Below are 12982 nucleotides of genomic sequence, written 5' to 3'. Positions count from 1 at the left end.
TTTGGAGACGCTAGGCGTAGGAAGATACCCGTAGGGATACGCTATCGGCGTCGCATCTGTATTTGGGTAGATATTCTTCTTTATTTGTTCCAAAAGCAAAGCTGGACATGTGAGCCACCAGACTCCTGCCCAAGTTCATTGTATTTCTTTGATACTCCCGGCGATAAATCGACTGCCCTTAGTAAAACCCTGAAACTAGCAGATTTTATACAGCACTCAGCCTAACCTGAGACTGCTAATTTAATCTAAAATCTCAACTCGTTCGACTGAGCGACTTGTGCCGAGCGGACTTGTACTGAGCGTAGCCGAAGTAGCCGAGGTAAGCCGAAGTCCAAAATCTTTTAATTCCTTGGTGTACGTCGGTTTCTTAGGAAATCAGGTATGTCCAATCCAGGTTTTTCTTTTGGTTCTGGAATTGGAGTTGGAGTTGGAGTTGGAGTTGGAGATGAGGTTTGGGGATTAACTGCGGGTTGCTGTGTTGGTCGCTTCGAGGTATTAGGTGCTACTCGAACGTTAGCCACGCTTTGTTGTTGCACAGCTTGTATTTCACCTGTAAATCCGGTGGCAATTACAGTAATTCTTACCTCACCTTGGAGTCTGTCATCAATTACAGCTCCAAAAATAATATTGGCGTTGGGATCAACTACCTCATAGATTGCTTCTGCGGCTGCATTTACTTCATGCAAAGTCAGGTCAGTACCACCTGTAATATTAAAGACAACCCCTCTGGCACCTTCAATAGAACATTCTAGTAGTGGTGAAGAAATAGCTGCGATCGCAGCTTCTCTGGCTCTAGATTTTCCAGAGCTAACGCCAATTCCCATCAATGCCGATCCCGCATCTGCCATTACCGCTCGAACATCAGCAAAGTCAACGTTTACCAATCCGGGGATCGTGATGATATCAGAAATACCTTGCACCCCTTGACGCAGTACATCATCTGCATAACGAAAAGCTTCTTGCACAGGTGTTTGTTCGGGGATCACTTCCAGCAGTTTGTTGTTGGGGATAATGATCAGTGTATCTACTCTACTTTTTAGTCCTTGAATACCTTCTTCGGCTTGGCTGGTACGGCGGCGTCCCTCAAAGACAAATGGACGTGTGACTACACCAACAGTCAGAGCGCCCATTTCTTTGGCTACTTCTGCCACTATCGGCGCTGCACCTGTCCCAGTGCCACCGCCCATCCCAGCCGTGATAAATACTAGGTCTGCACCCTCTAAAGCTGTAGCAATTTCGTCTCGTGATTCCTCTGCTGCCTTTTGACCGATAGCAGGATTACCACCTGCTCCTAAACCCCGTGTTAGCTTCTGTCCAATTTGCAATCTACTGGGAGCGCCAGCTAAGGTAAGAGCTTGGGCATCAGTGTTAATTGACCAAAACTCTACCCCAGAGACATCAGATTCGATCATGCGGTTAACGGCATTGCCACCGCCACCACCTACACCAATCACTTTGATGTTGGCAACCCGCCCAGGAACAATCTCGCCAATTCGGCTATTTTCCGCAGAAATCTTCTTATTATCGTGATTTTGTCCGAAGTTCAACCCAGAATTATTAAAGGGATTGGTCGAGTTAACTGCCAGAGAGAACCCCGGCTGTCCCGTAGATTGGGAATTTTTATAGTTAAGTCCTTGGTTATTATCAAGTGTCATTGGATTTGTCAAAGGGTAGATAAACGACTTTTTCAGGTGTTATTCACCTCAGAGTCAACTTTAGTTTGACAGTGCCACAATACTAGGGCACTGTTCTTTATTGTTTTCACTACTGCCAAGCCTAACAGAATTGGCAGTGCGAAAATTTGCTATGGGATAAGCTTTCAGGGCAGCCGATCGCACAGCCAATTCTAGAGAAGTATACCTACATTTATCTAAAAGTGATCTGTATAACATCAAAGAGACATTAATCGCTTCATTATTCTTACCAGAGGGCAGAACTTGTAAAGATACACCACAGCGCATCTGATCTACCTCAATAATATTGTTAATAGATTTCACCATTAGAGATAGCTGCAACTTTAGACACAAAATTTAGCTTACACTTACTTATCCCTAAGGTTGAAGTAAGCCAGAATTTACTTTGTCAGACTATACCTGATTAATTTGTTGTTTGGGGGGTCTTAATGGACACTGTGCTTGAGCAATAGTCTATCTTACAAGAACCCTCACTAATGTGGTCAACAAATCAAGATTTTTCCAGAGGTTTCGTAACCCAATAGGAATTACGGCACCGGGAACTAGTCTAAACTGATTGCCCAGAAACAATGCTTACGCAACTTTGGGCGGCATTTTCCTTTACAGATTGAAAATAAAGCTAAACTGTCTTTGGAATAGAAGGCGTTTTGCACACCATAGCCCATTATCAGATTGTCGGACATCTTGCACCCTACTATTAGATGTTAGGGGTCATAATTGAAAGTGTTCTACTCGCAATAGAGATTTTATGATTTATCTTCTCATTTTAATTAGAAGTTAATGCAGATTTTCGGGCGGTTTGCTCGAAAATTGAAAATAATAAATATATTTATCAGCATAAAGCTTCTTAATTTACTAGGAGCTATGAATACATTAAACACGCTAGATGTTTTTAGGGATTTTGGGAGTTAATTTTTGGTCTTTTTGGTTCATCTGTACTAATGGAATTTCGGGATTTTTCAGATCAATATACTCTATTTGGCCAGAATTAAGTTTTGCTGCTAAAGGACGCATTTGGGCGAGTACTTTAATTTGTTCAGACAACTGGGGGCCTGGAACACCGAGATGCACATTTCCTAGTTCTGTTTTCAAAATTAAATTCGCTGGATTTTGGCAATCAATTTCCATTACCTTGACGGGACTTTGAATTACAGCTTGATGAAGTTGAGTCCAGTAGAGGCAGTATTGTTTGGGCAATCCAATGACTCTGAGATTGGGTAATTTCTTAGTGGGATTGAGTGATGTGTATTTTTCTAAAGGCATCCAGGCCCCGCTTGCATCTAGTAAGCCGATTGTGATTTTTTTGTTGCCAGTGCCCTGATTTTGAACACTTGGTGTCTGAGTCACGGCTACAGGGACTCGTTCTTGGATTTCGATGTTTAATCCTGGAGGAAACAAGCGGCGTCTAACGATCGCTTCGGCAATAGTTGGTTGTTTCTTCAAAGAGTTAGCGATCGCTGTCGGTTCAATCCGCCACAAAGATTGGGGGTAAGCTAGCACCAACAGGGATTGAGTTGTCTCATCTGACAGTAACTGATTGCCTGATTTCATCACCACTTGTTTGGGAGTTTTTAGCACCCACACTGGTTGAACTGCCATCCACAGCAATCCACCCGCAAAACCGGTAATGGCAAAAGTTCGCCAAATAGCCTGAATAATTCTCATCTGCCTCTGCCGACGTAATTTCTTACGACGCTGCGCTAAATTTGTGCGGGAAACTGATATTATGCCAGCCATTCAAACCCCTTTCTGGTTACAATCCAAATTCCTTGACACGAAGTATCAACATTCAAGCCCCCGCATTTATGCGTGGGGTAATAATTGCGAATTGCGAATTGCGAATTGCGAATTGCTTTGACGCGCTTGTATCATTATTAATCTTCAGTAAACACTGTCGGCATCTGTTAGCCGCTCTCCTCAAGACTTTTTTATTTTTAGTAACACTTTACAGTAACTACACAAAGAACGTGGCGCTAGTTATCCTTCCAATTCAAGTTTCCGGTGTCCATTCTTAACTTACTGTTGTCTTTTCGACAAGCGATCGTCAAATATTTTTTCAATGCAAGATATTTATGATTTTGTTTTCTTGACAAATAGAATATTAAATGATACCTAATTCCAACCTGAATCTCTGTATAGCTTGCTATAATTCATACCAGTCCTGATCATCAGCTATACAAACTGGGAACAATACAATTTAGTAGCTTTTTTGACTGATTAACTCAAGCCTACAAGGTTTGTGCCAGGTCAAGCAAAAGCTACAGATTGTCAAAACCTCAATAGCAGGTGTAAAAAGGACAGACATGCTTAAGGTTATTAGGGTCAACTAAATCTCTACCATACTACTGGCAGTGATCTGTAACAAGTGCTGTCTTTTGCAAGATACTACCAGCTTGCGAAGTAATTGTCTGCTTACATCCAGGTTAGAGATTTTTTGTATAAAAAATACGAATTAACTGCATCCACACACATCTACACACGCATCTACATACACCTCTAGATACATGAAAACGACATTAAATTTATCACGTTTTTATAAAGCATGTAACCCAAGCTACACGCTTAATATAAGTAACGTGCTAGATCGCCAATATTACATAGATTTTGCTGATGTCCGGGGTTGCAAGATTGTCGAAGAATTGCAACGGACTATCGTTCGGATTTCTCCTGATGAGCCAACCTGCCAGTTATTTACGGGTCACATTGGCTGCGGGAAGTCAACGGAATTGCAACGCCTGAAGACAGAACTAGAATTAGCGGGATTTCATGTAGTTTACTTTGAATCCAGTCAAGACTTAGATATGGCGGATATTGATATCAGCGATATTCTGCTGAGTGTAGCCCGTCAAGTCAGTGCCAGTTTAGAAGGCATTAACATCAAACTCAAAGGTGGTTACTTTACCAATTTGTTTAAAGAAGTAGGCGATTTTTTGCAAAGCCCGATAGAGCTTTCTGGACAAGCAGAGTTGTCGTTGGGTATTGCCAAAATTACCGCTAAAACCAAAGATAGTACCCAGGCGCGGAATCAACTAAGGCAATATCTGGAACCACGTACCAATAGTATTTTGCAAGCGATTAACGAAGAAATTTTAGAAAAGGCTGTTGAACAGCTGAAGCAACGGGGTCAAAAAGGGCTGGTAGTAATTGTAGATAATTTGGATCGAGTCGATATGCGTCCCTTAGCATCGGGGCGATCGCAACCAGAATATCTTTTTATCGACCGAGGCGAACAGCTACGCCGACTCAAATGCCACTTAGTTTATACAATTCCCCTAACGTTAATTTTCTCCAATGAGTATGAGACACTAAAAAATCGCCTGGGGGGAGGAATTGCGCCAAAAGTATTACCGATGGTATTAGTGCGCCAAAGAGATGGCAGTGACTACGAACCAGGGATGTCACTAGTGCGCCAGTTAGTCTTAGCAAGAGCTTTTCCAGAAGTTCCTTTGAATGAAAGGCTTTTATTAATTACAGAATTATTCGATCACTCCCAAACTTTAGATCGGATATGTCGCGTTAGTGGTGGTCACATTCGTAATTTATTAGGTTTACTTTATAGCTGCCTGCAACGACAAGATCCACCTTTTTCTAAGGACTGCTTAGAAGCCGTGATTAAAGACTACCGCGACGATTTGCTATTAGCTATTGATGAATCCCAGTGGGAATTATTGTTTGAAGTAGTGCAGCAGCAGAGAGTTAAAGGTGAGTCTGACTACCAAAGCTTACTAAGAAGCATGTATCTGTTTGAATATCGTGATCCTCTGGGGCGCTGGTTCGGCATCAGTCCAGCCTTAGGAGAAACAGAAAAAGTTTTAGCTTGGCAACAAAAAAAGTAACACTTACGGTGAGTCATTAGTCCTTTGTCCTTTGCCATTGGACTAATAACTAATACCCAATATAGGGGTTCCCATTCAGATGCGGTACAACATTATATCGCGAGGTGTAAGGGCACGGCAGTGCCGTGCCCCTACGGGTGTACCTCACGTAAACGAGAACCGCTATACCCCATTCCCAATGCCCAATACTTCGACTTCGCTCAGTAAAAGTGCCCAATAACCAATGACTACTGACAAGCAGCTACAAGTCTACACAAAAGAAAATCAGCATACTTTGCAAAGACTGATTAGAGCGATCGCACTTTCCGAAGGTCAATTTGCCCTAATTTTAGTTCGGTGTAACTATAGGCAATTACGTGAGCAAATGTTAGAAAATATTCGCTCCATCAGCAAAGACATCTATATTAGAGAAGTCGTTCTGAATCCATCAACTACTTCCTTACACAACACAATAGTCTCAGATTTATCTTTAGATAATCCTGCTGTCCTTACAGACTCTTTACCATCATCTGTGATGGTTTTCGGTATTGAGTCAACTATCAACTTGGAAAACTTACTTACAGGCATTAACCAAGCAAGAGACATATATGCCGCGACTTTTCCATTTCCAGTGGTATTGTGGTTACAAGATGATGTGGCATCATTGCTTTCAAGATTAGCACCTGATTTTAAAAGCTGGGCTGCAACCACAATTAAATTTGAAATGGCAAAGGCAGATTTAATTGCTTTGATCCACCAAGAGGCAGAATCTCTATTTACCAAAGTTTTAGAAGCAGGTGCCGAAACATTTTTATCTAACGCCTCCTTAGATTTAGATCCTAAGTCTCAACACCGCCACGAAATAGAATCAGCCCGTAATGATTTGCTGCGCCTTTACGGCTTTCAATTAACACCAGGATTAGAAGCTAGTTTAGAATTTGTTTTAGGGCGAGATAAATACGCTAACGATCAAATTAATGGTGCTTTAGCCAATTATCAAAGAAGCCTAGCATTGTGGCAGCAGGAAACGAAGAGAGTCGCAGCATGGGAAAGTAATTCTTCTTTACGCCTCTCATATCTTCACCCTATCCCTCACTCATCTTTACTCAAGCAAGCAATAGTACTATTCCATTTAGGGCTGTGTTATCACCGAATGGCAGACTTACACCAGAATAATAATAGTAGCTATTGCGAACATGCTCTGTTGTGGTTTAAACAATGCCTAGAAATATTGGAGGAGGTACAAAGAGAAGACTTAGTTGCTAAATTTATTTTGCCTGCTTGTGAAATGCTGCAACGTTTACAAGCCTGGGATGACTTAAAAGAATTAGCTCAAAAGTCATTACATCTACATAAAACCTATGGAAGTCCTGCACAAGTTGCTCAAGATTATGGCTTTTTGGCAAATGTGGCAGTTTCTGGGTCGAATTGGATACTGGCTCATGAATTAGCAAATACAGCACTTTCTATCTCCGAAGAAGTAACGCAAGCTTCTCTGCAAGACGCTTTGCGAAGGCGACGACAAGAAAGTTGGTATCTTCTCTTGCTTGCACGTACACAAAGGCATCTAGGTGAGCCAGAGGAGGCTATCAATAATCTGGAATGGGCGAGGGTAGTTTGTGAGCTACAACATCAACCATCCCTTTATTTAGAAATTTTAGAAGAATTGCGATCGCTTTACTTTTTTGAGCGTCATGACTATACAGAAGCCTTTAAGCTCAAGCAAGAAAAAATTCAAATAGAACATCAGTATGGCTTTCGTGCCTTCATTGGGGCAAGTCAATTGCAGCCGCAACACTCTAAAATTAACCCAGCATTAGAACCTCAAAAAATACCGTTTATTTCTGAAGGAGTTGCCCAAGAAATATCTGCTTCTGGACGGCAGCAAGATGTCAATCGTTTGATTGAAAGAATTAGTCGTGCAGACTACAAGCTCACAGTCATTTATGGGCCATCCGGTGTAGGTAAAAGTTCAACTCTCAAAGCTGGTTTAGTCCCAGCGCTCAAAGGTAAAGTTATCGGTGAACGCATTCCTATACCTATTGTTTTGTCTGTTTACACTGATTGGCTCACAGTCTTAATTAGCAGTTTAAATCAAGTGTTGGCATCCACAGGAATACCAGTTAATCTTGACTCTACACCCACTATACTGCTAGAAAAAATTCGGTTAGCAGCCGAGCGCAATTACACAATAATTATCATCTTAGACCAGTTTGAAGAATTCTTCTTTATTAGTAATCTTCCTACGGACAGAATAGAATTTTATCAATTTTTTAGTGAATGTTTAAATATTTCTTATGTCAAAATTATTCTGTCATTAAGAGAAGATTATTTACATTATTTACTAGAATTTGAACGGTTGAGCCAAAAAAATACTATTGGTCTATATGATTTAGGCGTAATTAATAAAAATATTCTCGATAAGGATATTCGCTACTATCTAGGAAAATTCTCTAGCGAGGATGCTAAAGCCATAATTCATAGTCTGACTCAGCGTTCCCATTCTGAATTGAGTGATGAATTAATTAACCGATTAGTCCAGGATTTAACAGGAAAACTAGACGAAGTACATCCAATTGAATTACAAATAGTTGGCGCTCAACTACAAATAGAAAACATTACCACACTCGCACAATATAAGCTTTGCGGCGGCTCGACAAAATTGGTGGAACGCTGGCTTGGGGAGGTTATTAAAGATTGTGGTCAGGAGAATGAAGAGTTAACTTGGAAACTATTATTTGAGTTAACAGATGAAAAGGGCACGCGACCGTTAAAAACTAAAGCTGATTTAGCAGTTGCACTAGTTAATAATCATGATATAGATACAATATCAAGCTTTGACACAGTTGGGGAACTGATTTTAGAAATATTGGTGGGTTCAGGTTTGGTGTTGCGAGTTAGAGAAGAGTTAGGCGATCGCTACCAGCTAGTTCACGATTATTTAGTTGAACCAATTCGCCAAAAGAACAATTATGGTATGCTCGCGGAATTAGAAAAAATTAAACTTGAAAAAACTCAAGCTGAAGTCGCCCAACAACTTAGTCAAAAGCAACTCAATTTGGTATTACAACGGCGACTGCGGGAAGCACGAATAGCAGGCGCAGTGCTGGCAATCATGGGGGGAACAATAGCAGCATTATGGTGGCAAGCCGACTTGCAAAAAAGAGCAGCAATCCGCCAAACTCTACGAGCTGAACGCAGTGAAAGCAACTTGCACATTAGTGCGATCGCTGCTGCTAGTGAAGCTTTATTTGCCTCTAATAAAGAATTTGATGCCCTATTAGAAAGTTTGCGGGCTTGGAGAGAACTTAAACAGGCTGATGGAGTGCAACCAGATACCCGAATGCGGGTGGTGACAGCCCTCGAACAGGCAGTTTATGGGGTAACAGAGGCTAACCGCTTAGAAGGGCATACTGATATTGTCTGGGGAGTAGTTTTCAGCCCAGATGGTCAGTTGCTAGCATCAGGTAGCCAAGATAACATGGTGAAAATTTGGCGTCCTGACGGTACCTTACTCCAAACCCTCAAAGGTCACACTAATGCCGTAACTTGTGTAACTTTTAGCACTGATGGTCAATTTATCGCCTCCGCCAGCCTCGACAAAACAGTGCAAATCTGGCGCAAAAACCGGGTTACAGGTGAATTTGACCGCAAGCCATATAAAACCCTCAAAGGATACGGTGATTCTGTTGACAGCGTTAGTTTCAGTCCTGATGGCGAGTTGTTAGCTACCGCCAGTCAGGATAGAACCGTAAAAATCTGGCGCAAAGACGGTAGTTTAGTAAAAATCCTGAAAGGACATCAAGGCTGGGTTAACTGGGTAAACTTCAGTCCCGATGGTCAATTCATCGCCTCCGCCAGCGACGACAAAACTGTAAAAATCTGGCGACGGGACGGTAGCCTCGTTACAACTTTGCAGGGACATCAGCAGAATGTGATGATGGCTGTTTTCAGCCCCAACGGGAAACTGTTAGCGTCAACAGGGCGAGATAAAACAGTGAAACTTTGGCTCAGGGAAATTAACAGCACTAAAGACGGTTTTGACTTTCGTCTTTACAAAACTTTACGCCACCATACTAGGAGAGTATGGAGTTTGAGCTTTAGTTCTGATAATCAAAAGTTAGCTTCCGCAGGCGAAGACAACACCATAAACCTCTGGAGTATTACTGGTACCTTACTCAAAACCTTCAAAGGACACAGCGATGCTGTTGTCAGCATCGCTTTCAGTCCAAATAACAAATTTCTAGCTTCAGGAAGTTATGACAAAAGCATAAAACTATGGAGTTTAGATGCGCCAAAACCGTCTATTCTTCAAGGGCATCAGAGGCGAGTTTTGAGCGTTGCTTGGAGTCCCGACGGTCAGATGCTAGCTTCTGGTAGTAGCGATCGCACTGTCAAACTTTGGCAACGATACACCAGTAGAGGTGAGGTCAAAACCCGACTTTACAAAACTTTAGTCGGGCATACAAATCAAATTCCTAGTGTCAGTTTTGACCCCAAGGGTGAAATGCTGGCCTCAGGGAGTTATGACAAAACTGTGAAACTTTGGCGGCTTGACGGTACTTTAATCATGACTCTCCACGGGCATACCGATAGTGTGATGAGCGTAAGTTTCAGCCCCGATGGTCAATTTTTGGCATCAGCTAGCAAAGATAAAACAGTGAAACTTTGGAACCGTGAGGGCAAGTTGCTCAAAACCTTAGTGGGGCATGAGGGTTGGGTAAATAGTGTAAATTTTAGTCCTGATAGTCAGATTTTAGCTTCCGCCAGTGATGACCAAACTGTGAAACTGTGGAGTTGGGATGGTACTTTGCTCAAAACTTTTTCGCCCCATGACAGTTGGGTGATGGGTGTTAGCTTTAGTCCCACTGACGAGTTACTGGCTTCTGCCAGCTGGGATAACACCGTGAAACTGTGGCGGCGGGATGGGACGTTGTTAAAAACCTTATTAAAGGGGTACAGCGATAGCATCAATGCCGTAACTTTCAGCCCCAATGGGGAATTACTCGCCGCCGCCAGTTGGGACAGTACAGTGAAACTCTGGAGCCGTGAAGGCAAATTAATTAAAAGTCTCAATGGGCATCGCGCTCCGGTATTAAGTATCAGTTTTAGCCCAGATGGTCAAACACTAGCATCAGCCAGTGATGACAACACGATCATTCTGTGGAATTTACATCTTGATGATCTGCTTGTTCGTGGTTGCGACTGGGTGGGCGATTACCTGAAACACAACCGCAATCTTGAAAAGCGCGATCGCATTCTTTGTGATGGCATAACCAATACAAACCCTTTTTAATTACGAATTATGAATTAATAATTATGAATTAAATTGAAGCCTCAATGGGCAACCGCTCTTGGTTTAGCGGTTGATGAGGCGATCGGAGTTGTTAATTCAAAGCTAGAAATTTATTTCGAGATGATTAGCCGCATGAGCGATCGCTCTCCAAAACTTCATGGTTATTTTCTGCGGGAGCCTCTTGTGGCAAATTCGCTAAAAAGGCCTCTAGTCTCATACGCTCAATATAAGGCCAGCCTCCCTCAGACTCAATATCCTTCAGTAGTGAGTAGAGTTGCCGACGGTTAACAGGCAAACTCTCTTGAAAAACCCCATCCCGGATATCTCGGTGTAACTGCTCCAATTGCCTAAGCATTGCTAAAAGAGCTTCAGTATCGCCTTGACAACCTTGAACTGCATCATACACTACAGTTGCGATCGCTTGCAGTTTACAGGACAACTCCCCTGATTCAAGATTTTTGTTATCGTTCATGCCATCCTTTGCGTATAAATGAGGTCAACTCAAATTTACCGGAGATTTTTAATTTTCCCTAGTTTGCCAATAGTTCTTCTAGAAAATGAAGCTTCTGTAAGCTTCTAGAATCTCGCTTTCCCCCTGCCCCCTGCTCCCCTGCCTCTTGCTAAGGGGTGAATATAACTAGATTTGTATCTTTATCAAAAGCAATTGCGATCGCTCGTAAAAGAGCGTAGTAACCTTTACCATAGCCTCCACGGCAGCTAGATGCGATCGGGATCAGACTTTCTTGGATTTTGAGTACTTTGATTTTGAGTTAAAAAAAATCGTATGATCTGGCTAATTTACCCATCAAACAATGGGCTGTATGTAGTGACGCCACATACATGATACAAAAAGACTTGGGCGACGCCGCTTTTGCTATAGCAAGAGCAAAGTGCGAAGCAGCGACACGTTTAAGTACGTTTAGCAGAGAAAAGTTTGAGTGGCGACTGCCAACCTATACCCCCGGACACTTGTTTGAACTCTAAGAAAGAGCAATGCAGTGTCCGATAAAGGATGGCTTCTCGTCAAAGATCAAAGCTTCGATGCAGTTTTAGAACTTAGATATTAATTTTTGAGATTGAGGTTGACCATGAGGTATCGCGCTTTAATTGTTGCATTTTTGGCTTTGTGCCTGGGGCTAATAACTGCTTGTAGTGATGCTCCTGCTACTAGTAGTAGAGATGTACTCACTTACGATCAAATTCGCGGCACTGGTTTGGCGAATAAATGCCCCCAACTAGCAGAAACAAGCCGTGGCTCCATTCCCATTGATTCTAGCCAGTCATACACCATCAAAGAACTTTGCTTAGAACCAACTAGCTTCTTCATCAAAGAAGAACCTGCTAATAAACGCCAACAAGCAGAATTTGTTGCTGGCAAATTGTTGACCAGATACACTTCCACCATTGACCAGGTGCAAGGCGACCTAAAAATCAACCCAGATAGTAGCCTCACCTTTGTGGAAACTGATGGTCTTGACTTCCAAGCCATCACTGTGCAACTTCCTGGTGGTGAGCGAGTACCTTTCCTCTTCACCATCAAAAACTTGGTTGCTCAAACCCAACCCAGTTTGAGCAGTATTAACACCTCTACGGACTTTGAAGGCACCTTCAAAGTTCCTTCCTATCGTGGTGCTGCCTTCCTAGATCCAAAGGGTCGTGGTGTCGTTAGTGGCTACGATAATGCTGTGGCTCTCCCCGCCCAAGCGGATGATGAAGAACTTACCCGCACTAACGTCAAGCGTGCTGAAAATCTTAATGGCAAGATTTCTTTGCAAATCGCTAAAGTCGATAGCTCTAGTGGTGAAATTGCTGGTACTTTCGAGAGCGAACAGCCATCTGATACTGATTTAGGTGCTGGCGAACCTAAAGAAGTTAAGATTCGCGGTCTATTTTTTGCACGGGTTGAACCGGCTCGTACCTAAACTCTCTGAAGTTAGGTAAGCATCAGGTTTCATCACAAAAGTTAACTTCTTTGCCCCCATTTTCAGGGCTGTTTCATTCCTATAAAAGCATCACAACGACGAAAAGAGACAAAGGTTCAAGGGGAGACAAGAGAAAAATTCTTCCTTCCCTTGTCCCCAGCTTTTCAAGAGGCTTTTAAAGAATGAAACAGCCCTGCCTTTTTTTAGCGATGCGTTACCCACATCTTTCTTCACAATCGTGAAAACATTGTTATA

7 protein-coding genes are annotated in these 12982 nt (G+C 42.4%); 3 read left to right on the top strand and 4 right to left on the bottom strand.

All coding sequences use genetic code 11. From position 1 onward, the window contains the following. Nucleotides 1-341: 341 nt before the first annotated feature. From ftsZ to D1367_RS19250, 3 genes are all read right to left on the bottom strand, one after another. A complete protein-coding gene (ftsZ, locus tag D1367_RS19260) occupies nt 342-1655 on the bottom strand; it encodes a cell division protein FtsZ (RefSeq protein WP_118167817.1) in 1314 nt (437 codons plus the stop codon). A gap of 60 nt (nt 1656-1715) precedes the next feature. Beyond that, nucleotides 1716-2000 carry a hypothetical protein gene (locus tag D1367_RS19255; RefSeq protein ID WP_225892196.1) on the bottom strand — a complete coding sequence of 95 codons (285 nt, stop codon included), beginning with the start codon at nt 1998-2000 and terminating at the stop codon, nt 1716-1718. Between the two features lie 576 nt (nt 2001-2576). Next, the gene (locus D1367_RS19250; protein WP_118167816.1) at nt 2577-3431 is read right to left on the bottom strand and encodes a cell division protein FtsQ/DivIB; all 855 of its coding nucleotides are present in this window, start codon (nt 3429-3431) and stop codon (nt 2577-2579) included. A gap of 767 nt (nt 3432-4198) precedes the next feature. Between D1367_RS19250 and D1367_RS19245 the strand changes: the two genes are divergently transcribed. Both D1367_RS19245 and D1367_RS19240 read left to right on the top strand, forming a co-directional pair. After that, on the top strand, nt 4199-5530 hold the full coding sequence (locus D1367_RS19245; protein WP_118167815.1) for a P-loop NTPase fold protein: 1332 nt from the start codon (nt 4199-4201) through the stop codon (nt 5528-5530). 223 nt (nt 5531-5753) lie between these two features. Next, the gene (locus tag D1367_RS19240) at nt 5754-10805 is read left to right on the top strand and encodes a WD40 domain-containing protein (protein ID WP_118167814.1); all 5052 of its coding nucleotides are present in this window, start codon (nt 5754-5756) and stop codon (nt 10803-10805) included. A gap of 124 nt (nt 10806-10929) precedes the next feature. Here the strand turns inward: D1367_RS19240 and D1367_RS19235 are convergent, their stop codons facing one another. After that, complete coding sequence (locus tag D1367_RS19235; RefSeq protein ID WP_118167813.1) at nt 10930-11277, bottom strand: hypothetical protein; 348 nt, start codon at nt 11275-11277, stop codon at nt 10930-10932. Between the two features lie 616 nt (nt 11278-11893). Here D1367_RS19235 and psbO point away from each other — a divergent pair. Next, entirely contained in the window at nt 11894-12727 is an 834-nt protein-coding gene (psbO, locus tag D1367_RS19230; RefSeq protein ID WP_118167812.1) for a photosystem II manganese-stabilizing polypeptide, read from the top strand. Nucleotides 12728-12982: the final 255 nt, after the last annotated feature.

The organism is Nostoc sphaeroides, from assembly GCF_003443655.1.
Lineage (GTDB): Bacteria > Cyanobacteriota > Cyanobacteriia > Cyanobacteriales > Nostocaceae > Nostoc > Nostoc sphaeroides.
The sequence above is the reverse complement of the archived record's forward strand: the minus strand, read 5'-3'. Positions and strand labels throughout refer to the sequence as shown.

Excerpts from the sequence above, each read along its gene's own strand:
- D1367_RS19240 (WP_118167814.1), top strand. The coding sequence starts at position 5,754 with ATGACTACTGACAAGCAGCTACAAGTCTACACAAAAGAAAATCAGCAT.
- ftsZ (WP_118167817.1), bottom strand. The coding sequence starts at position 1,655 with ATGACACTTGATAATAACCAAGGACTTAACTATAAAAATTCCCAATCT.
- D1367_RS19245 (WP_118167815.1), top strand. The coding sequence starts at position 4,199 with ATGAAAACGACATTAAATTTATCACGTTTTTATAAAGCATGTAACCCA.
- D1367_RS19250 (WP_118167816.1), bottom strand. The coding sequence starts at position 3,431 with ATGGCTGGCATAATATCAGTTTCCCGCACAAATTTAGCGCAGCGTCGT.
- D1367_RS19255 (WP_225892196.1), bottom strand. The coding sequence starts at position 2,000 with ATGGTGAAATCTATTAACAATATTATTGAGGTAGATCAGATGCGCTGT.
- psbO (WP_118167812.1), top strand. The coding sequence starts at position 11,894 with ATGAGGTATCGCGCTTTAATTGTTGCATTTTTGGCTTTGTGCCTGGGG.
- D1367_RS19235 (WP_118167813.1), bottom strand. The coding sequence starts at position 11,277 with ATGAACGATAACAAAAATCTTGAATCAGGGGAGTTGTCCTGTAAACTG.